The 20,327-nt window shown below is 71.7% G+C and carries 20 protein-coding genes; 18 read left to right on the top strand and 2 right to left on the bottom strand.

The window, feature by feature from the left end:
* Positions 1 to 26 precede the first annotated feature (26 nt).
* From DEFCA_RS0108355 to DEFCA_RS22210, 12 genes are all read left to right on the top strand, one after another.
* Positions 27 to 458, top strand: a complete 432-nt coding sequence (locus tag DEFCA_RS0108355; protein ID WP_025322574.1) for a DUF1178 family protein — start codon at positions 27 to 29, stop codon at positions 456 to 458.
* Positions 451 to 1,302, top strand: a complete 852-nt coding sequence (locus DEFCA_RS0108350) for an SPASM domain-containing protein (RefSeq protein WP_025322573.1) — start codon at positions 451 to 453, stop codon at positions 1,300 to 1,302. Before DEFCA_RS0108355 ends, DEFCA_RS0108350 begins: the two co-directional genes overlap by 8 nt.
* Positions 1,299 to 2,435: an aminotransferase class V-fold PLP-dependent enzyme gene (locus DEFCA_RS0108345; RefSeq protein ID WP_025322572.1), complete on the top strand. Its 1,137-nt coding sequence runs from the start codon at positions 1,299 to 1,301 to the stop codon at positions 2,433 to 2,435. Before DEFCA_RS0108350 ends, DEFCA_RS0108345 begins: the two co-directional genes overlap by 4 nt.
* Positions 2,436 to 2,548: 113 nt before the next feature.
* On the top strand, positions 2,549 to 3,865 hold the full coding sequence (locus tag DEFCA_RS0108340; protein WP_025322571.1) for a PhoH family protein: 1,317 nt from the start codon (positions 2,549 to 2,551) through the stop codon (positions 3,863 to 3,865).
* A gap of 374 nt (positions 3,866 to 4,239) precedes the next feature.
* Positions 4,240 to 5,271 (top strand): tRNA (adenosine(37)-N6)-threonylcarbamoyltransferase complex transferase subunit TsaD, encoded by a 1,032-nt coding sequence (tsaD, locus tag DEFCA_RS0108335; RefSeq protein WP_029733796.1) that lies wholly within the window; start codon positions 4,240 to 4,242, stop codon positions 5,269 to 5,271.
* Positions 5,268 to 6,080, top strand: a complete 813-nt coding sequence (gene rsmA / locus DEFCA_RS0108330) for a 16S rRNA (adenine(1518)-N(6)/adenine(1519)-N(6))-dimethyltransferase RsmA (RefSeq protein WP_025322569.1) — start codon at positions 5,268 to 5,270, stop codon at positions 6,078 to 6,080. Before tsaD ends, rsmA begins: the two co-directional genes overlap by 4 nt.
* Positions 6,081 to 6,333: 253 nt before the next feature.
* Positions 6,334 to 7,269: a homoserine kinase gene (locus DEFCA_RS20545; RefSeq protein ID WP_025322568.1), complete on the top strand. Its 936-nt coding sequence runs from the start codon at positions 6,334 to 6,336 to the stop codon at positions 7,267 to 7,269.
* Positions 7,266 to 7,904, top strand: coding sequence for a lipoyl protein ligase domain-containing protein (locus DEFCA_RS0108320; protein ID WP_169709511.1), 639 nt, complete (start codon positions 7,266 to 7,268; stop codon positions 7,902 to 7,904). Before DEFCA_RS20545 ends, DEFCA_RS0108320 begins: the two co-directional genes overlap by 4 nt.
* 437 nt (positions 7,905 to 8,341) lie before the next feature.
* Entirely contained in the window at positions 8,342 to 8,593 is a 252-nt protein-coding gene (locus DEFCA_RS0108315; RefSeq protein ID WP_245693452.1) for a lipoyl domain-containing protein, read from the top strand.
* Positions 8,590 to 9,255, top strand: a complete 666-nt coding sequence (gene lipB / locus DEFCA_RS0108310) for a lipoyl(octanoyl) transferase LipB (RefSeq protein ID WP_025322565.1) — start codon at positions 8,590 to 8,592, stop codon at positions 9,253 to 9,255. Before DEFCA_RS0108315 ends, lipB begins: the two co-directional genes overlap by 4 nt.
* Positions 9,237 to 10,226, top strand: coding sequence for a hypothetical protein (locus DEFCA_RS22215; protein WP_025322564.1), 990 nt, complete (start codon positions 9,237 to 9,239; stop codon positions 10,224 to 10,226). Before lipB ends, DEFCA_RS22215 begins: the two co-directional genes overlap by 19 nt.
* Positions 10,223 to 10,624 carry a c-type cytochrome domain-containing protein gene (locus DEFCA_RS22210; protein WP_025322563.1) on the top strand — a complete coding sequence of 134 codons (402 nt, stop codon included), beginning with the start codon at positions 10,223 to 10,225 and terminating at the stop codon, positions 10,622 to 10,624. Before DEFCA_RS22215 ends, DEFCA_RS22210 begins: the two co-directional genes overlap by 4 nt.
* On the opposite strand, the gene DEFCA_RS0108295 is transcribed toward DEFCA_RS22210, so the two are convergent.
* Positions 10,621 to 11,868, bottom strand: a complete 1,248-nt coding sequence (locus tag DEFCA_RS0108295) for a DEAD/DEAH box helicase (protein WP_025322562.1) — start codon at positions 11,866 to 11,868, stop codon at positions 10,621 to 10,623. The two genes, DEFCA_RS22210 and DEFCA_RS0108295, sit on opposite strands and share 4 nt — an antisense overlap.
* A 102-nt stretch (positions 11,869 to 11,970) precedes the next feature.
* Here DEFCA_RS0108295 and DEFCA_RS0108290 point away from each other — a divergent pair, with 102 nt between their 5' ends.
* The 5 genes from DEFCA_RS0108290 (at position 11,971) to DEFCA_RS0108270 (ending at position 18,290) form a co-directional block, all read left to right on the top strand.
* Positions 11,971 to 13,032 (top strand): potassium channel family protein, encoded by a 1,062-nt coding sequence (locus DEFCA_RS0108290; protein ID WP_169709510.1) that lies wholly within the window; start codon positions 11,971 to 11,973, stop codon positions 13,030 to 13,032.
* Positions 13,029 to 13,982, top strand: coding sequence for a calcium/sodium antiporter (locus DEFCA_RS0108285; RefSeq protein WP_025322560.1), 954 nt, complete (start codon positions 13,029 to 13,031; stop codon positions 13,980 to 13,982). The genes DEFCA_RS0108290 and DEFCA_RS0108285 overlap by 4 nt, the downstream gene beginning before the upstream one ends.
* A 91-nt stretch (positions 13,983 to 14,073) precedes the next feature.
* Positions 14,074 to 15,759 carry a glutamine--tRNA ligase/YqeY domain fusion protein gene (locus tag DEFCA_RS0108280; protein WP_025322559.1) on the top strand — a complete coding sequence of 562 codons (1,686 nt, stop codon included), beginning with the start codon at positions 14,074 to 14,076 and terminating at the stop codon, positions 15,757 to 15,759.
* A gap of 190 nt (positions 15,760 to 15,949) precedes the next feature.
* A complete protein-coding gene (locus DEFCA_RS0108275; RefSeq protein ID WP_025322558.1) occupies positions 15,950 to 17,089 on the top strand; it encodes a glycosyltransferase in 1,140 nt (379 codons plus the stop codon).
* A gap of 226 nt (positions 17,090 to 17,315) precedes the next feature.
* Complete coding sequence (locus tag DEFCA_RS0108270) at positions 17,316 to 18,290, top strand: glycoside hydrolase family 130 protein (RefSeq protein ID WP_281173752.1); 975 nt, start codon at positions 17,316 to 17,318, stop codon at positions 18,288 to 18,290.
* 232 nt (positions 18,291 to 18,522) lie between these two features.
* Here the strand turns inward: DEFCA_RS0108270 and DEFCA_RS0108265 are convergent, their stop codons facing one another.
* Positions 18,523 to 18,957 carry a hypothetical protein gene (locus DEFCA_RS0108265; protein WP_025322556.1) on the bottom strand — a complete coding sequence of 145 codons (435 nt, stop codon included), beginning with the start codon at positions 18,955 to 18,957 and terminating at the stop codon, positions 18,523 to 18,525.
* A 207-nt stretch (positions 18,958 to 19,164) separates the two neighbouring features.
* On the opposite strand from DEFCA_RS0108265, the gene DEFCA_RS0108260 reads away from it, so the two are divergent.
* Positions 19,165 to 20,289, top strand: coding sequence for a 4Fe-4S dicluster domain-containing protein (locus tag DEFCA_RS0108260; RefSeq protein ID WP_025322555.1), 1,125 nt, complete (start codon positions 19,165 to 19,167; stop codon positions 20,287 to 20,289).
* Positions 20,290 to 20,327 lie beyond the last annotated feature (38 nt).

Genomic DNA, 20,327 nt, shown 5'->3' with positions numbered 1-20,327 from the left:
CGGCCCGCCCCGCACCCGGAGACGCCATGATCACGTTCGACCTGTCCTGCGACCAGGGCCACCGGTTCGAGGGTTGGTTCCGCAACCGGGAGGAGTTCGAGCGCCAGCTCGACGAGGGGCTCCTGGTGTGCCCCGTGTGCGGCTCGGGCAAGATCCGCAAGGAACCCAGCGCCCCGGCGGTGCACGTGGGCCGCCGGACCGCGCCGGATCGGCCCGGCGACGGGCCGGACGACAAGGGCAAGCTCCGGCCCGAGGCGTTCTTCGTGGCCCTGGCCCGGTTCGTGGAGAAGCACTTCGAGGACGTGGGGGATCGGTTCGCCGAGGAGGCCCGCAAGATCCACCGGGGCGAGGCCGAGGCCCGGAACATCCGGGGCACCACGACCTCGGAAGAGGAGGAGGCCCTCCGGGAGGAGGGCGTGGAGTTCCTGAAGGTTCCCCTGCCCAAGTACGATGCCTGAGCTCTCCGCCCCCGTCCGGGTCACCTGGGACCTCCCGCCGGACCCCGATCTCGCATGGCTCGTGTGGGAGCGCCTGGCCTCGGCCCGGGTGCTGTTCGTGGAGGTGCGCCTGGCCCCCACCGCCCTGGCCGGGCTCCCCGGCCTGGGCCGGGGATGGGCCGAGCGGCCCGGCCCCCAACTCGCCTTGCTGGCCCCCCCCGATCCCCTGCTGGCGGCCTTCGAGGCCCTGGGTCCCCGGGCCCTGGCCGCGGCGGACGCCCGGGTGCTGCCGCCGTACCGCCCCGAGCTCAGCGTGGAGGAGCTGGCCGCGGCGACCCATCGCCTCACCCCCGCCCTGTGGTGCGACCCCGAGGGTCTCGCGAGCCTGGAGGAGGCGTTGGAGCTGGCCCGGGCCTACGGGCTGCGGTCGGTGACCCTGCTGAACCCGCCGGCCCCGGCCCGGCCGCTCTTGCCGGCCGACCGGGCCCGGGCGGCCCAGGTGTGGCAAGCCCGGGCCGGCCCGGGCCTGGAGGCCGTGGTGCACGACCTGTTCCTGGCCCGGGACCTGGGGCTTGACCTGTCCGGCTACCGGGGTTGCCAGGGCGCGGGGCTCCTCGCACACGTGACCGCGGAGGGGCGGCTGGTGGCCTGCCGCACCCATCCCCTGGAGATCGGCGATCTGCGGGGGGCGCCCCTGCCCGAGCTGTGGGCGGGCGACCGGCGGCAGCGGGTGGCTCGGGACCTGAAGGCGGTGCCCGCCGCCTGCGGGGGGTGCGGGCTGTCCGAGACCTGCCGGGGCGGCTGCCCGGGCCTTGCCGGGCCCGACGGCCGCGACGCCTCGTGCCCCGGGCCGGAGCCGCCATGATCTACCTGGACAACGCGGCCAGCTCCCACCCCAAGCCTCCCGCCGTGCACCGGGCCGTGGCCGAGGCCCTGGAGCTCGGGGCGAACCCCGGCCGCTCGGGGCACGGCCGGGCCCTGGAGGCGGCCCGCCGGATCCACGGCGCCCGGGAGGCCGTGGCCCGGCTCCTGGGCGTGGCCGATCCGGCCCGGATCGTGTTCACCCTGAACGGAACCCACGCCCTGAACCTGGCCCTCAAGGGGCTCCTGCGGCCGGGGGACCACGTGGTCACCACGGTGATGGAGCACAACAGCGTGCTCCGGCCCCTGGCCGGCCTGGAGCGCCGGGGGGTGGAGGTGACCCGGGTCCCGGCCGATCGCGGGGGCCGGGTCCGCACGGCCGACATCGAAGCGGCCCTGCGGCCCCGGACCCGGTTGGTGGCCCTCGTGCACGCCTCCAACGTGTCGGGCACCCTGCTTCCTGCGGCCGAGGTGGGCCGCCTGTGCCGTCGCAAGGGCGTGGTGTTCCTGCTCGACGCCGCCCAGACGGCGGGTGCGGTGCCGATCGCGGTGGAGGAGGTGGGGTGTCATCTGCTCGCGGCCCCGGGCCACAAGGGGCTACTGGGGCCCCAGGGAACCGGCGTGCTGTACGTGCACCCCGACCTGGCGCCGGAGCCCCTGCTGGAGGGAGGCACGGGCACCCGGAGCGAGGCCCCGACCATGCCCGCGGAGATGCCCGAGGCCCTGGAGGCCGGAACCCTGAACACACCGGGGATCGCCGGGTTGGGGGCCGGGGTGGAGCACCTGCTGGACCGGGGGGTGGACCGGGTGCGGCGGCAGGAGGAGGAGATCCTGGCCTGGCTCCTGCCCGAGCTGGCAAGGGTGCCGGGCCTGGTGCTGTACGGGCCCACCGACCCGGCGGAGCGGGTGGCGGTGGTCTCGTTCAACCTGGAGGGGCACGACGGGGCCCTCGTGGGGTTCGCCCTGGACGAGCGCCACGGCATCGCGGTGCGGGTGGGGCTGCACTGCGCTCCCCTGGCCCACCGGGCCCTGGGCTCGTTCCCGGCCGGGTCGGTGCGGGCGAGCTTCGGCCCGTTCAGCACCCACGAGGACGCCGAGGCTCTCGTGCGGGCCCTGCACGAGATCGCACGGACGTAAGTCCGGCGCTCCGGCAGGCCCCTTGCCCCGCACGCCCCGACGGGAGGTTGCCCGAGTCTGGCAGCGCTGTCGCTGAGATTCGTGTTGGATTCATCGGTTCGTAAGGAGCCCCCATGGCAAAAAAGAACTACGTGCTCGACACCAACGTGCTGCTCCACGACCCCGATGCCATGCTGGCCTTCGAGGACAACACGGTGAACATCCCGATCACCGTGATCGAGGAGATCGACCGGTTCAAGAAGAACCTGGACGAGATCGGCCGTAACGCCCGGCAGGTTTCCCGGTTCCTGGACGGGCTGCGCTCCCAGGGCGACCTGCGCGAGGGCATCCCCAACGAGCACGGCGGGTGCGTGCGCGTGATGTTCGGGCTGGAGTTCGCCGACCGGCTTCCGCCGGAGCTCGCCTCGGGCAAGGCCGACAACCGGATCCTGGCCGTGTGCCTGGCCCTCAGGGAGAACGAGGACCTGCCGGTGGTGTTCGTCACCAAGGACACGAACCTGCGGATCAAGGCCAACGCCCTGGGGATCCGGGCCGAGGACTACGAGCGGGGCAAGGTGCGGCTCGACGAGCTCTACACCGGCACGGCCGAGGTGAACGTGCCGGCGGGGGGCGTGGACCGGCTGTTCCACGACGGCGGCATCCCGGTGGAGGCCGAGCTGTACGACAACCAGTACGTGTGGGTGCGCGACGAGACCAACCCCCAGCACGGCGCGCTGGGCCGGTACCGGGCCGAGTCGGGCAAGGTGGAGCCGATCCGGGTGCCCAAGGAGGGGGTGTGGGGCATCCACCCGCGCAACCGGGAGCAGCGCTACGCCATGGACGCCCTGCTGGACGAGCGCGTCCAGCTGGTGACCCTGGTGGGCAAGGCGGGCACGGGCAAGACCCTGTTGGCCATCGCGGCCGGGCTCCAGAAGAGCGTGGAGGAGCAGGTGTACAAGCGGCTCCTGGTCTCCCGGCCCATCTTCCCCATGGGCCGCGACATCGGGTTCCTGCCGGGGGACGTGCAGGAGAAGCTGCGGCCGTGGATGCAGCCCATCTTCGACAACGTGGACTTCCTGTTCGCCGGGGTGGAGGACCGGGAAGGGCGCCGCCGGCGGGGGTACCAGGAGCTGATCGACATGGGCCTGATGGCCCTGGAGCCGCTGACCTACATCCGCGGCCGGTCGATCCCGTACCAGTACATCATCGTGGACGAGGCCCAGAACCTCACCCCCCACGAGATCAAGACCATCATCACCCGGGCGGGCGAGGGGACCAAGATCGTGCTCACCGGCGACCCGTACCAGATCGACAACCCGTACATCGACTCCACCAGCAACGGGCTCAGCTACTGCGTGGAGCGGTTCAAGGACCAGCCCATCGCAGCCCACGTGACCCTGCACAAGGGCGAGCGCAGCCCCTTGGCGGAGCTGGCCGCGAACGTGCTGTGAGGCCCCGGCTTCCAGGCTTTCCAGCAACTTCGGTCGTTGGTCGTCAGTCGTTGGTCGTCGGTCGAAAGCTCGTCTCGATATCGGAGTCGGGGGCATGGGGGTTGCTGGAGAGCCGCGTGCGGCTCCCTGGCTCGCCGCGCAGCGCCTCCAACGTTCGCACCGTGAAATCGTTCGTGTCGGCCGGTCTGTCATGAAGCCATCGCTGATGCCCCGTGCCTGCGCGGCGAATCTCATGCTCGGCTTCGCGCGCGGCCGGAAGCAGGCCCCATGCCCGCCGCCGGCACCGGCCTGGACCAACACAAGTTACCCGTCTCCGTTGTAGGGCCCCTCAGGGCCGATGGGGGCTTCCCGCTTTCTAGCCGAACCGGACCGACATGCCGACAGCCGACCGCCAACCACCGACCATCCTGGCCATCGAGACCTCGTGCGACGAGACCGCCGCAGCCGTGCTGCGCGGGGAACAGGAGCTCCTGTCCGACGTGGTGGCGAGCCAGGCGGAGCTCCACGCCGAGTACGGCGGGGTGGTGCCCGAGATCGCCTGCCGGGCCCACGCCGAGGCCGTGGTGCCCGTGGTGCGCCAGGCGCTCCGGCAGGCCGGGGTGGGGCTCGAGGGGCTCGACGCCGTGGCCGTGACCCGGGGGCCGGGGCTGGTGGGGGCCCTGCTGGTGGGGCTGTCGTTCGCCAAGGCCCTGGCCTGGGCCCGGGGGCTTCCCCTGGTGGGGGTGAACCACCTGGAGGCCCACCTGGCCGCGGCGTTCCTGGAGCACGACCTGGAGTTTCCCTTCGTGGGGCTCGTGGTGTCCGGGGGGCACACGGCCCTGTACCAGAGCCCCCGCCGGGGCACCTACCGGCTCCTGGGCCAGACCCTCGACGATGCGGCCGGCGAGGCGTTCGACAAGGTGGCCAAGCTCCTGGGGCTCGGCTACCCGGGCGGGGTGGTGGTGGACCGCCTGGCCCGGCAGGGCGACCCGGAGCGGTTCGCGTTCCCCCGGCCCATGATGGGGAGCGGGCGGCTGGACTTCTCGTTCTCGGGCCTCAAGACCGCGGTGCGCACCCACCGGGAGCGGTTCCTCAAGGGACTCACCGAGCAGGACCTGTGGGACACCTGCGCCTCGTTCCAGGAGGCGGTGGTGGACACCCTGCTGGCCAAGGCCCGCACCGCCCTGGAGCGCACCGGCGCCGCCTGCCTGGTGGTGTGCGGGGGGGTGGCGTGCAACAGCCGCCTGCGCGAGCGGGCGGCGGAGCTGGCCGACAGGCTGGGGGTCCGGCTGGTGCTTCCCCGGCCCCGGCTGTGCACGGACAACGCCGCCATGGTGGCGGCGGCCGGGCTCCACCGCTTCCTGCAAGGCCACCGGTCCGGCCCCGACCTGGACGCGGTGCCCACCTGGCACCTGGAGGACCTGTGAGGGCGACCCCGCCGGTGCCCCCGGCCAAGAAGAGCCTGGGCCAGCACTTCCTCCACGACCAGGGGATCATCCGGCGCATCGCCGAGGCGGCCGGGGCGGCCCCGGGGGAGCGGATGCTGGAGATCGGCCCCGGCCCGGGGGGCCTGACCCGGGCGCTCCTGGACGACGGGGCCCGGGTGTGGGCGGTGGAGGCCGACGGCCGTATGGTGGCGCGGCTGCGGGCGCTCGGCTGGCAGGGGCTGGAGGTGATCGAGGCCGACGCCCTCGCCGTGGACTACCCGACCCTGGCCGAGGGGGCCGGCGGGCCCCTGCGCCTGGTCGGGAACCTGCCCTACAACATCTCCGGACCGCTCCTGGCCAAGCTGCTGCGGGAGCGCCGGGCGTTCCCCTCGATCACGGTCATGATCCAGCGGGAGGTGGCCGAGCGGATCTTGGCCCGGCCGGGCACCCGGGCCCGGGGCGGCCTGAGCGTGCTGGCCCAGACCTTCTGCCGGATCCGTTCCGTCCTGCGGGTGGGGCCGGGGGCGTTCACCCCCCCGCCCAGGGTGGAGAGCCAGGTGATCCGGCTCGACGTGCTGCCCGCCCCGATCGCGCCCCTGGACGACGAGGAGGCCCTCTGGCGGGTGGTGCGGGCGGGGTTCGGCCGGCGCCGGAAGATGCTCCGGAACGCGCTGGCCGGCGTGGTGCCGGACCCGGTGGCCTGCCTGGAGGCCGCCGGGCTGACGGGCCGGGAGCGGGCCGAGGCCCTGGACGCCGAGACCTGGGTGCGGCTGGCCAACGCGGTGACTATGAGCCTGGCGGCAAAATAGGCGCGGCACTTCGGCGGGCGGGGCAAGGGACCTGCCTCCGGCCGGGCGCGAAGCCGGGCATCGAGATTCGCCGCGCAGGCACGGGACCGAAGTGCTGGTTTCATGACAGCTTGGTGGAATCCAAACCATTTCGCGGTTCGAGCGTCAGAGGCGCTGCGCGGCGAGCTAAGGGGCCGCACCCGGCTCTCCGGCAGGTCCCTTGCCCCCCGGGGAACACCGCGAGATTTCCGAACACGACACTAGGGTGTGAACCGTGGCGGTATACACGGAGGTCTCGGCCGAGGAGGCCGGGCGGTTCCTGGCGGCCCGGGGGATCGGCCCCCTGGAGGCCCTGGAGCCGATCGGCCAGGGCATCGAGAACACCAACTACCGGGTTCGGGCCGGGGGCCGCGGGTACGTGCTCACGCTGCTCGAGCGCGAGACCCTTGACCGGGCCCGGGAGACCATGGCCCTGGCCCGGGAGTTGGCGCGGCGAGGGGTTCCGTGCCCCGAGCCGGTAGAAGGCCCCGAGGGCCTGGTGGGCACCCTGGCCGGGCGGCCGGCGGTGGTGGTGCCGTGGGTGGAGGGGGAGATGGACCTGCGGCCCCGGCCCGAGCGGCTGGAGGCCCTGGGGCGGTGCCTGGGCCGGCTCCACCGGCAGGGGCAGGGCCTGGGGGTGAGCCGGCAGGGCCCCCAGGTCGCGGCCGAGCTCGCGGAGCTGGCCCGGGCCGTGGCCGCGGCCCTGGAGCCGGCCCGTCCGGAGGTGGCAGCCCTGCTTCGGGACGAGGCCGCGTTCCAGGAGGGGGTGCCGGAGGACGCGGTGCCGTGGGGGCTGGTCCACGGCGATCTGTTCCTGGACAACGTGCTGTTCGAGCCGGGCGGCCCGGAGGTGCGGGCCGTGCTGGACCTCCACATGGCCGGCCGGGGTCCGCTGCCCTACGATCCGGCCGTGACGATCCTGGACGCGGCCTGGGCGGAGCAGGGGCCGGATCCGGACCGGGTGTGGGCCCTGCTGCGGGGCTACAACGGGGAGGCGCCCGCAGCCCTGGACCCGGCCGCCCTCGGGCCGTGGCTGCGCCGGGCGGCGCTGCGGTTCCTGTGCCTGCGGATCGAACGGGCCTGGCTCCCGGGCCGGGCCATGGTGGCGGGCACCCCTAAGGACCCGGTGGAGTTCCAGCGGAAGCTCGAGGCGCTGAGGTGCGGGCCGTGAGCTCACCGTCGGCCGCGACGGTCGTGCCGATCGCCTGGGACGAGGATCTGCTGGCCCCGTCCGTGCTCGACGCCGGCGGCGGGGTGCGGGTTTGGCCGGTGCGGGAGGTGTGCGTGGTGCTGGGCCGGTCGGGCCGGGTGGACGAGGAGGTGTACGCGGCGCGGTGTGCGGCCGACGGGGTTCCCGTGTACCGCCGCCGGGGCGGCGGGGGCACGGTGGTGCTGGCCCCGGGGTGCGTGGTGGTGAGTGTGTCGGAGCCCTTGGAGGACCCGGTTCGGGTGGCCCCCCGGATGGCCCGGACCGTGGAGGCCCTGGCCGGGGTGATCGGTCGGGCGGCCGGGGTGGAGCTCGCGGCCCGGGGCACGGGCGACCTGTGCGTGGGCGACCGCAAGGTGCTGGGGTCGAGCGTGTTCGCCCGGCGGGGCGGGTTCCTGTACCAGGCGAGCCTGCTCGTGGACATGGACCTCTCGCTGGTGGACCGCTATCTTCCCCATCCGCCCCGGGAGCCCGGGTACCGGCGGGGCCGGCCCCACGGGGAGTTTCTGACGAACCTCAAAGACCACGGCTGCCGGCTGGCCCCGGACGACCTGGCCCGCCGCATCGCCGCCGGCCTGGCGGCCCCGGCGACAAAATAGGCGCTTTGCCTGGGCGGAGGGCAAGGGTTTCATACCAAGTTGCGTTCAAAGCCATCAGACCTCTGAACCGGCGGGGCAAGGGGCCTGGTCCCGGCCGTGCGTGAGTGCAGCATCCGACTCACGCTGTCCCCGACACTCAGCCCGAGTGTCCCAGGAACGGTAGGAAAGCGAACGTTGGCAATGCATTTCGGGTCACCGGCAGAGCGGGTATCGGCTGAGTGCCGGGGGCAGCGACTGTGGGAGCCACGCCCGGCGCTCCACCAGGCCCCTTTGCCCCGACCCCCGGATGGATCTTGGTTGGAACGCAACTTGGCAGTAGGGGCCGCGCCCGGCTCTCCGGCAGACCCCATGCTCCCAGGCTTGGGGGTCTGCCCGGGGCTCACGGTTTTCGACCAACGACCGTCGACCGAAGACCGAAGTTGCCAGGAGGAGACGACGTGAGCGAGTGGGTGGAAGTACGGGTGCCCCGGCTGGGGGACGACGTGGCCACGGCCGTGCTGGTGGCGTGGCACGTGGCCGAGGGCGACCGGGTGCGCGACGGCGACGTGCTGTTCGAGGTGGAGACGGACAAGGCCGTGTTTGAGGTGGAGGCCGAGGTGGACGGGGTGGTGATCGAGGTCCTCGCGGAGCCGGGGGCCCGGGTGTCCCCGGATCAGGTAGTGGCCCGAATCCGGCCGGAGGCCGCGTGACCGGCCCCAAGGTCCGGCGCCTGGGCCGGGTGGGGTTTCGGGAGGCCTGGGAGCTCCAAAAGCGCCTGGGCGAGGCCCTGCTCCGGGGAGAGGGCCCCGAGCTGATCCTGGCCCTGGAGCACCCGCCCGTGATCACCCTGGGCCGCTCGACCCAGCCCGGGGACGCGGGGCTCCCGGCCGAGGAGTGGCGGGCCCGAGGGGTCGAGGTGGTCCCGGTGGACCGGGGCGGGCGGGCCACGTACCATGGGCCCGGCCAGGTGGTGGTGTACCCCATCGTGGACCTGCGGCGCCGGGGCCGGGACGTGCGGGCCTACGTGCACGCCTTGGAGGACGCAGCCGCGGCGGCCCTGCAGCGGTTCGGCATCCCGGCCCAGCCGGGCCGGGACCCCGTGGGCGTGTTCATCGGGGCGGCCAAGGTGGCCTCGATCGGGGTGGCCGTGCGGCGGTGGATCACCCGCCACGGCATCGCGGTGAACGTGGTCAACGATCTCCGGGTGTACCGTCATTTCACCCCCTGCGGGCTCACCGGGGTTCCCATGACCCGGGTCGCCGACCACGCGCCGGTGCCCCTGGGGGTGGTGCGCGAGGCCGTGATCGAGGAGATCCTGGTGCGCCTGAAACGAATGGAGGAGCCGCGCGAGCCATGTTCCAGACCATCGTGACCCACAACGACCTCGACGGCGTGGCCTCGGCCGCCCTGTGCTCCAAGGCCTACGGGGTGAACCGGATCTTCTTCACCGGGCCCGTGCTGGTGCAGCAGGCCCGGGTGACCATCACGGCCCGGGACATCGTGTGCGACCTGCCGTACCCGGTGGAGTGCGGCCTGTGGTTCGATCACCACCAAGGCAATCTGGCCGACCTGGAGCACCGGGGGCTCGACCCCGCTTCGATTCCGGGCCGGTTCGCGCCGGAGAAGTCGTGCGCGCGGGTGGTGTACGGCTATCTGCGGGACGAGGGGCGGAGGCTACCCGACCACTTCGCCGCGCTGGTGGACGCCGTGGACGTGGTGGACAGCTTCGACTACGCCACCGTGGAGGAGTGGCGGGCCGAAACGCCCGCCCACGTGGTTTCGAACGCCATGAAGGGGGAGTTCCGGTCCCCGAGCCAGCGCAACCGGTTCTACCGGGAGCTGGTGTACGCCCTGCGGGACCACGGGCTCGAGAAGACCGCCCGGGCGAAAGCGGTGCGCCGCCGCTACGAGGCGTATCGGCAGGAGGAGGAGCGGATGCTCCGGCTCCTGGAGCAGGACGCCCGGCCCCTGGAGGCCGAGCCCGCGATCGTGCTGGTGGACCTGACGCGCCACAACCGCAGGCCGTTCGTGTGGAAGAACCTGGCCCAGGTCCTCTACCCCGAGGCCCGGGCCGTGGTCTCGGTGGAGTGCGCCTTTCGGAACGGCCGCAAGACCAACGACCTGTCGGTTTCGATGTCGCTGACGATCCGAGAGAACCGGGAGGGAGCTGGCCGCGACGTGGGCGAGATCATGCGCACCCTCAACATCGGCGACGGCCACCCCGGCGCGGGGGCCGGCCGGGTGGCGTGCCGCTCCAAGGACGAGATGCTCAGGGCCAAGCAGGAGATCTTGGACCGGATCGTGTCCCTGTGGAGGGCCCAGGGGAGGGGAGAGGCGGCTTGAGAAGGATCTGGATCGGTTGGGCGGCCGTGGCCGCCCTGGCCGCGGGATGCCAGCCGGCCCCGGAGACGCCCGCGGAGGGGGCCGGCGGGGAGTTCGCCGCCCTGGTGGCCGAGGTGTTGGAGCCCCACTGCGCCGGCGCCGGCTGCCACTCGGGCGACCGGCCCGCCGGTGGGCTGCACCTGGGGGACGAGCGGGCGTACTCCGACCTGGTGGACGCACCGGCCCACCGCCGGCCCGACCGCAAGCGGGTGGTGCCCGGAGACCCGGACTCGAGCTACCTGGTGGACCGGATCTCCGCGGGAGGAGACACCCCCCGCATGCCCCTGGGTGCGGATCCCTTGGGGCGGGCCGACATCGACCGGATCCGGGGGTGGATCCGGCAGGGAGTGAAGCGCTAGCCCCGCTTCCGACCTCCCCGCCCTCGGGGCCCGCCGGAGCGGGACCGGCCCCTGGGCCGGGGGGGGCGTTTGACCTGGGGCACAGGCTCGAACCAGTCGTCCTCGGGCCAGGCCACCGGCACCTTGTGGCCGATGTACTCCTCGATGGCGTCCAGGCCGAACACGTAGTCCTCGCAGGCGAGGCTCACGGCCCTGCCCGAGGCACCGGCCCGGGCCGTGCGGCCGATCCTGTGGACGTAGTCCTCGGCCTCCAGCGGCAGGTCGTAGTTGAACACGTGGCTGATGCCCTCCACGTGCAAGCCCCGGCTGGCCACGTCGGTGGCCACCAGGACCCGGATCTCGCCGGCCATGAACCGCCGCAGGATCTTGAGGCGTTGGGGCTGGCTCACGTCGCCGCTCAGGACCGCGGCCGGGTGGCCCGCCGCGTCGAGCACCGGCTTCAGCCGCGCGGCGGCCCGTTTGGTGTTGACGAACACCAGCGCCTTGGTCCAGTCTTCCCGCTTCAACAGACCGAGCAGGAGCGAGGTCTTCTCGGCCGACGATACGTGGTAGAGCACCTGCTCCACCTTCTCGGCCACCACCTTGTCGGGGGTGATCTCCACCAGCTCCGGCACGTTCATGTACTCGTACGACAGCTCCATGACCCGGTCGGAGATGGTGGCGGAAAAGAGCAGGCTCTGGCGCCGGTCGTAGCGGGACATGCGGCGCAGCAGGTAACGGATGTCGCCGATGAACCCCATGTCGAACATCCGGTCGGCCTCGTCGATCACCGCCAGCTCCACGTCCCGCAGGTGGTAGACCTTCTGCTTCAGGTAGTCGATCAGGCGGCCCGGCGTGCCGATCAGCAGGTCCACCCCCTCGGCAATGGCCTGGCGCTGCTTCTGGTAGTCCACGCCGCCGTAGGCCGCGATCACCCGGAACGGCAGGTGCCGGCCGATGTCCTGGGCGTCCTGGGCCACCTGCACCGCCAGCTCCCGGGTGGGGGTGAGCACCAGCGCCCGCGGGCACACCCCCCGGGTCTTCCGGCGGGGGGTGCGGAGCATGTGGTTGAAGATGGTGATGAGGAACACCGCTGTCTTGCCGGAGCCGGTCTGGGCCTGCACGGCCGTGTCGCGGCCCTCGAGGGTCAGCGGCAGGCTCCGGGCCTGCACGGGGGTGAGGTGGGTGAATCCGCAGTCGGCGATGCCTTGTTGGAGCTCCGGGGGAAGGTCGAACTCGGTGAAACGCTTGTCGGTGAGGTGCATGTACTTCCTTTGGATGAGGTTCTCTGAAGGGATGGCCCGGCCGTCCCGTGGATCGGTCGGGCCTGGCAACGGGAAACACGCCACTATAGGGAGCCGGGGGCGGTGCGTCAAACCCTCGGCCGGCCGGGAGCCGCGGCCGTGAGGGGTCGGGTCCATCTGACCCGGATCCTCGGGCTGCTGTTCGGCATCCTGGCCGTGGGCACCTGCGGGTACCGATGGATCGAGGGCTGGCCGTGGGAGGACAGCCTGTACATGGTGATCATCACCGTGTCCACCATCGGCTACGGCGAGGTGCGGCCGCTGAGCCCCGGGGGGCGGATGTTCACGATGTTCCTCATCGTGGCGGGGGTCGGGCTCATGACCTACGCCGTGGGTACCCTGGGCCGGATGGTGGTGGAGGGGGAGGTCCAGGCCCTGCTCGGGAGGAGACGCAAGATGTCGAAGATCCGAAGGCTCCGCGACCACTACGTGATCTGCGGCTTCGGCCGGATCGGCAAACTGGTGGCCCAGGAGTTCGAGCGCAGGCCCTTGACGTTCGTGGTGGTGGAGCGGGACGAGGCCCAGGTGGTGAAGATCCCGGATCACTACCCCGTGGTGGTGGGCGACGCCACCGAGGAGGAGGTGCTGATCCGGGCGGGGATCGAGCGGGCCAAGGGGCTGGTGACCGCCCTGCATTCCGACGCCGACAACCTGTTCGTCACCCTGACCGCCCGGGGGCTGAATCCCGACCTGTTCATCCTGGCCCGGTACGAGGAGGAGCGCAGCAAGAGGAAGCTGCTGCAGGCGGGGGCGGACCGGGTGGTGTCGCCCTACATCATCGGCGGGACCCGCATGGCCATGGCGGTGCTGCGGCCCAGCGTGATCGACTTCATCGAGTTGGCCACCACCTCCGAGAGCCTGGGGCTTCAGATGGAGGAGGTGCTGGTGTCCGAGGGGTCGCCCTTGGCCGGGGTGCCCCTGGCCGAGAGCCCGATCCGCTCCGAGCACGACGTCATGGTGGTGGCCATCAAGCGCCGCAGCGGACGCATGGAGTTCAACCCCTCGGCCCGCACCTGCCCGGAGGCCGGCGATCGGTTGATCGTGATCGGCGAGGTGGAGCACCTCAAGCACCTGGAGGTCCTCGCCCGCGCGGGGAAGACGTCGGCCGCGGAGGAGTCCCGGTGATCCCAGCGCTCCTGCAGGTGGGGGTCGGGTCGGTGCTGCTCTACCTGGGCGCGACCTTGCTGATCCGGGGCGCGTCGAGCCTGGCCCGGGGGTTCGGGGTGGCCCCGGCCGTGGTCGGGCTCACGGTGGTGGCGTTCGGAACCAGCCTGCCCGAGCTGGTGGTCACGGTGACGGCCGCTCTGGGAGGCAACGGGGACATCGCCCTGGGAAACGTGGTGGGCTCGAACATCGCCAACATCGGCCTGATCCTGGGGATGTCCACGGTGGTCCGGTCCCTGGCGGTAGAGTTCACCATGATCCGGAGGGAGGTGCCCCTGGGGATGGCCGCGGTCGTGCTGGTGGTGCTCCTCAGCCTGGACGGGGGCCTGGGCCGGGCCGACGGCCTGGTGCTCCTGGCCGGATTCGCGGGGTTCCTGTACTGGAGCATCGTGGTGGAGCGACGGGCGCCGGACGAGATCCAGTCCCGGTACCGGGGGGCCTCGCCCACGCTCCTGCGCCGGGGGCTCGACGCCGGGTTCGTGGCCGCGGGGCTCGGGGGAGTGGTGCTGGGCGGGCACCTCCTGGTGCACGGCGGGGTCACGGCGGCCCGGATCCTGGGGGTGCCGCAGGTGATCGTGGGACTGACCATGGTGGCCGTGGGCACCAGCCTGCCGGAGATGGCCACCTCGTTGGTGGCCGTGGCCCGGGGCGAGGACGACATCAGCGTGGGCAACGTGCTGGGATCGAACCTGTTCAACCTGCTGGGCATCCTGGGGGTGGCCGCCCTGCTGGACCCGATCCGGGTGGGGGGATCGTTCTTCGTGCTACAGTATCCGGTGCTGGCCGGGTTCACCCTGGCCCTGCTGCCCATCTGCCGCACCGGCTCGCGGATCTCCCGGGCCGAGGGGGCCGTGCTGCTGGGGGGGTACTGCGCGTACGTGGCGTTCCTGTACCTGGGGGGAGTGGTGTAGGGGGCGGGCCGAAGGCCCGGGGGGGGTGGCCTTCTAGCCTCCCAGCTTTCCAGCTTTCAAGCTTTTCATCCTGATCACGGAGCGATTTCCCATGTCCGACGCCGAACGACGCGACGAAGCGCCCTCCCACTTCATCAAGGACATCGTTCGGGCCGACCTGGCCGAGGGCCGGTACCGGGAGGTGGTGACCCGGTTTCCGCCGGAGCCCAACGGGTACCTGCACATCGGCCACGCCAAGAGCATCTGCCTCAACTTCGGCCTGGCCGAGGAGTTCGGGGGCCGGTGCCACCTGCGCCTGGACGACACCAACCCCGAGACCGAGAGCATGGAGTACGTGCGGGCCATCCAGGAGGACGTGCGCTGGCTCGGGTTCGACTGGGGCGAGCACCTGTATTTCGCCTCGGACTACTTCGACAGGCTCTACGAGTGGGCCGTGGAGTTGATCAAGAAGGGAAAGGCCTACGTGGACGACCTCTCCCCAGAGGAGATCCGGGCCTACCGGGGCACCCTGACCGAGCCCGGCCGCGAGAGCCCCTACCGGAACCGGTCGGTGGAGGAGAACCTGGACCTGTTCGAGCGGATGCGCCGGGGCGAGTTCCCCGACGGGAGCAAGGTGCTCCGGGCCAAGATCGACATGGCCTCGGGCAACCTGAACCTGCGCGACCCGGTCATGTACCGGATCAAGCGGGCCACCCACTACCGCACGGGCGACGCCTGGTGCCTCTACCCCACCTACGACTGGGCCCACGGCCAGTCCGATTCGATCGAGGGCATCACCCACTCGATCTGCACCCTGGAGTTCGAGGACCACCGGCCCCTGTACGACTGGTTCCTCGACGCCCTGGGCGTGCACCACCCCCGGCAGATCGAGTTTGCCCGGCTGCGGCTCACGTACACCGTGATGAGCAAGCGCAAGCTCACCCAGCTCGTGCAGGAGGGGCGGGTGGCGGGCTGGGACGACCCGCGGATGCCCACCATCGCGGGGCTACGCCGCCGGGGGTACACGCCCGAGGCCATCCGGGACTTCTGCAGCCGGATCGGGGTGGCCAAAAAGGACAGCGTGGTGGACGTGGCCCTGCTGGAGCACTGCCTGCGCGAGGACCTGAACCGCCGGGCCGAGCGGCGCATGGCCGTGCTGCGGCCCCTGCGGGTGGTGATCGAGAACTACCCCGAGGGCCAGGTGGAGGAGCTCGAGGCCGTGAACAACCCGGAGGACGCCTCGGCCGGCACCCGGAAGGTGCCGTTCTCCCGGGTGCTGTACATCGAGCGGGACGACTTCATGGAGGACCCGCCCAAGAAGTTCTTCCGGCTGGCCCCGGGCCGGGAGGTGCGGCTGCGCTACGCGTACTTCGTCCGGTGCACCGACGTGGTCAAGGACGAGAACGGCGAGGTGGTCGAGCTGCGGTGCACCTACGACCCCGCCACCCGCGGGGGCGACGCGCCGGACGGGCGCAAGGTGAAGGCCACGCTCCACTGGGTTTCGGCCGCCCACGCCGTGGACGCCGAGGTGCGCCTGTACGACCGGCTGTTCACCGAGCCCAACCCGGACGGGCTCAAGGACGACTTCCGGGAGCACCTGAACCCCAACTCTCTGGAGGTTCTGACGGGCTGCAAGCTCGAGCCGAGCCTCGGGAGCGTGGAGCCGGGCGAGCGCTACCAGTTCGAGCGGCTCGGATACTTCGCTGCCGACCCCGACACCGGACCCGGTCGGCCCGTGTTCAACCGCGCCGTCACCCTGCGGGACACCTGGGCCAAGGTGAGGGCGCGGGGGGGCTGACCGCCGTCCGCCCCCTTGCCACCCGGCCCTGCGCGACCCACATTTCCGGCCGTACGTTCTGACCCGAGGGCACGGGCCAAAGGCGTACCGCGTCCTCGCTGCGTTCCCGCGGGTTGACGGCGGCCGCTGTTGAGCCCCGGACCGACCACCGACCCCCGACGACCGACGACCGAAGACCGAAGTTCCCAGAATGCGCGTCGGCATGATCTCGACCTACCCGCCCATCGAGTGCGGGGTCGCCACGTACACCCAGTATTTGACCGAGGCCCTGCGAGCCTCGGCGGTGGACGTGTACGTGGTGGGGCACCTGGGCAGCTCCGGGCCCCGGGTGTTTCCGGTGTTCGACTACGAGGACGAGGACCTGCCCGAGCGGGCGTTCTCCGCCATGATGCGGCTCACCCCCGACGTGGTCCACGTACAGCACGAGTTCGGCATGTACGGCCGGCACCACGGGGTGAACGCCGTGCCCCTGCTCCTCAGGTTCCGGCTGCTGGGCGTGCCGCTGGTGGTCACGCTTCACACCGTGTACGCCCGGATCGACCCGCCCCACCGGATCCTCCTGGAGAACATCCTCACCAACGCGGACGCGGCCATCGTGCACGAGCCGTACCAGCGCGACGCCCTGCACCGGGAGTTCGGGGGACGGTTCGACGACAAGATCCGGGTGATCCCCCACGGGGCCCGGCTGGTGGACCCGGACCCCGACGCCCGCCGCAAGCTCGGCCTGCCGGAGAACCGACCGATCGTCCTCATGATCGGGTACTTCCGGCCCAGCAAGCGGTTCGAGCGGATCGTGGACCTGTTCCCCCGGGTGGTGGAGCGGGTGCCGGACGCGCTGCTGGTGGTGGCCGGGAAAATCCGGGGCCAGGAGTTCCTGGAGTACCGCGACATGCTGTTCCACCGGATCCGCAGCTCGCCGGTGCGAGACCAGATCGTCCTGATCCGGGGCCAGTTGGCCCAGGAGACCTTCGACCGGATCCTGTCGGCTGCGGACGTGGTGGCCCTGCCCTACGAGATCAACGCCCAGAGCGGGGTGCTCGCCCACTGCCTGGCGTTCGGCCGGCCCGTGGTCACCAGCGACACCGAGTCCATGCGCCGGGCCCTGGCGGACTCCGGGGCGGGGCTCGTGTGCGCGAGCGACGAGGAGTTCGTGGAGGCGATCTCCCGGCTCCTGGGCGACCCGGCCCTGCGGGAGCGGTGCGGCGAGGCGGCCCGGCGCCACGTGCGCGAGCGGATCGCGTGGCCGCTGGTGGCGGCCCGGCACCTGGACCTGTACCGCCGTCTGGTGGGGTACGGGGCCATCGAGCCCAACGTGCTCGTGGTGGACTGATACCAAGTTGCGTTCAACACCATTGGACCCCTGAGCAGAGGGGCAGGGAACCTGTCGGAGGCAGGTTTCTTGCCCCCGCCCCCCGAGAACTCTCGGTTTGAACGCAACTCGGTATGAGGCGGCCACCCCGAACCCCGGCTCCCCTGCCCCCCGAGATATTAGCGGCGGGGCATGGGGCCGGCTCCGGAGCCGCCCGCGACCGAGGACCGTCGACCGAAGACCGAAGTTGGGTGACACCATGAAGCACCTGTGTCCCTTCGAGCGGTACGCCGAGAACCCGATCATCCGGAGGGAGGACATCCCCTACGCCTGCAACACCGTGTTCAACGCGGCCGCGTGCAGGTTCGAAGACCAGTACCTGCTGGTCCTGCGGGTGGAGGACCTCCGCGGCCACAGCCACCTGACCCTGGCGCGCTCCGACGACGGGTACCGGTTCCGGGTGGACCCGCGGCCGTGGGTGGAGCCCGCCCAGGACCCCGAGTTCGGGCCGTACGAGGAGTACGGCCTGGAGGACCCCCGCATCACCCCCATCGACGGGGCGTACTACATCACCTACACCGCGTTCAGCCGCCACGGCCCCCGGGTGGCCGTGGCCCGCACCCACGACTTCCGGGAGTTCGAGCGGGTCGCCCTGGTGACCGAGGTGCCCAACAAGGACGCCGTGCTGTTCCCGGACCGGGTCGACGGCCGGTACGTCATGTTGGACCGTCCCGGCGGGTACCACGGCGTTCCGGGCGCGATCTGGATCCAGTACTCCCCGGACCTGCGCCACTGGGGGGACGCGCGGGTGGTGCTGGGCCCCGAGCCCGGCTGGTCCGGGGCGAAGCTGGGGGCGAGCACCCCGCCGGTGCTCACGGAGCGGGGCTGGTTGGTGCTGTACCACGGGGTGCGGGGCACGGGCGCCGGCACCCTGTACCGGGTGGGGGCCATGCTCTTGGAGCGGGATCGTCCGGATCGGGTGATCGGGTATGCACCCCACTTCATCTTCGGTCCGGAGGAGGTGTACGAGCGCACCGGCGACGTGCCCAACGTGGTGTTCCCCTGCGGGCTCGTGGAGGAGCCGGACGGGTGGGTGAAGATGTACTACGGGGCGGCCGACACCTGCATCGGGCTGGCCGAGGCCCGGATCCAGGACGTCCTTCGGGCGATCGACGAAGGCTGCGACGGAGCGGGCGGGAGGGCCGCGGGGCAAGGAGGTTAGCGGGGCGGGAGGGCGAGGTTTGAACCACCTGGGGGGGAGGGGCCGCCCGAGCCTGTCAGGCCCCAGAATTTTGCCGCCTGGCCGCCTTGCCGCCCAGCCGTTTCCCACGAATCGGCCCGGCTTTCCTGGAGGAAGGCCGGGCCGAACGGAACCGGCGGCGCCCCAGGCCCCGGGCGAGAAGATTGGGGAGGCAGCGCCGGTTCCGGATCGCAAGGGGGAGCATCGGGGCTCCCTAATGGGTTGCGCTTTGCTCGAATACCTCCTCGACCTTCCGGCCGAGTTCCTCGGAGGCGTCCACCACCACGGTGCGGTCGGCCACACGGGTCACGTACCGGGGGGCCCTCATGGCTTCCTGCTCGTAGATCCTCTGGAGGGTCTCCACCAGCGAACCGAGCCGGTCGGACGGGATGTTGCGCTCCTCCGCAAACTGGCGGAGGTTTTTTACCTCACTCCCCTCCACCCAGGCCGCGCCGAAACGCTTCCGGGGCTTTCCGATGAACACGAAGGTCCCGTGGGGGCAGGGCACCACCTCCAGGGGATCCCGGACCCGTTTGGCCAGGTTCTCGAGGGCGGGTTTCACCTCTTCGAGACGCCGCGCGACCGGGTTTGCGGCGTCCAGCTCCGGTAGCTCCTCCCGATCGCCGAAGATCCGGTTGAAGAAACCCATGGCCCACTCCTTTCCGCCCGGGGCCGTGTACACCCCAGTGTAACAGCCCCACCCGGAAACGGAACCCTTTTCGGGCCTTCGGCCCGCGGGAACGCTCGAAAGCTGGAAAGCTAGAAGGCTGAAGGTCTGAAAGACATTCCCGTTGCGGCCACGAGGGCTTTCGTGTAGGGTCTCGACTGAATGAACATTCATGCGCGAGGAGCCCCCATGGCCCAGGACGTGTACGAACGGCTGGCCCGCCACCTGGACCGCCTGCCGGGCGGGTACCCCCGGACCGACTCAGGGGTGGAGATCCGCATCCTCAAGCGGCTGTTCACCCGGGAGGAGGCCGAGCTGGCCCTGTGCCTCGGCGTGATTCCCGAGGAGGCGCGGGTGATCGCCCGGCGGGCCCGCCTGGGCCCCGAGGAGGCCGAGGCCCGGCTGGAGGCCATGGTGCGCCGCGGGCTGGTGTTCTCGATGGCCCGGCCGGGCCGGCCCGCCCTCTACATGGCCGCCCAGTTCGTGATCGGGATCTGGGAGTACCACGTGAACGACCTGGACCCCGAGCTGGTGCGGGACGTGAACGAGTACATCCCCCACCTGTTCGATCCGGAGACGTGGAAGAAGTCGCCCCAGCTCCGCACCGTGCCGGTGGGCCGGGCCGTTCCGGTGGAGCACGCGGTCATGGACTACGAGCGGGCCGACGAGCTGGTGCGGAGGCAGAAGAAGATCCTGGTGGCCCCGTGCATCTGCCGGCGGGAGCACAAGCTGGCAGGCAAGGGGTGCGACCGGATCGAGGAGGCCTGCCTGATCTTCGGCATGGCCGCCGACTACTACGAGCGGCGGGGGGTCGGCCGCCGGATCGGCGCGGAGGAGGCCCTGGAGATCCTGGCCCGGGCCGAGGAGGAGGGGCTGGTGCTCCAGCCCTCCAACTCCCAGAAGGCGGTGAACATCTGCTGCTGCTGCGGATGCTGCTGTCAGGTGCTCAAGAACATCGCCCGTCATCCCCGCCCGGCCGACATCGTGTCGAGCGCGTTCGCGGTGAGGCTGGAGGAGGGCTCCTGCGTGGGCTGCGGCAGGTGCGTGGACCGCTGCCCCATGGGAGCGTTGGAACTCGACGGGGAGCGGGTCCGGCTGGCGGCCGAGCGGTGCATCGGCTGCGGGCTGTGCGTCACCCGGTGCCCCAAGGACGCCCTCGCCCTGGCCCGCAAGCCCCGGCCCCCGGACGTGCCCCGCACCTACCAGGAGACCCTGCTCCGTCTCGGGCGGGCCCGGGGCACCCTCACCCCCACCCGCCTGGCCGTCGCCGCCCTACGCTCCAAGCTCGACCGGCTGCTGGCGAGCCGAGGTTAGCCCGAAAGGGAAAAAAGCCGGCCTCCCCCAGGGGGAGG

Source organism: Deferrisoma camini S3R1, assembly GCF_000526155.1.
GTDB classification, from domain to species: domain Bacteria; phylum Desulfobacterota; class Deferrisomatia; order Deferrisomatales; family Deferrisomataceae; genus Deferrisoma; species Deferrisoma camini.
This window is presented reverse-complemented; position numbering and strand designations above follow the sequence as displayed.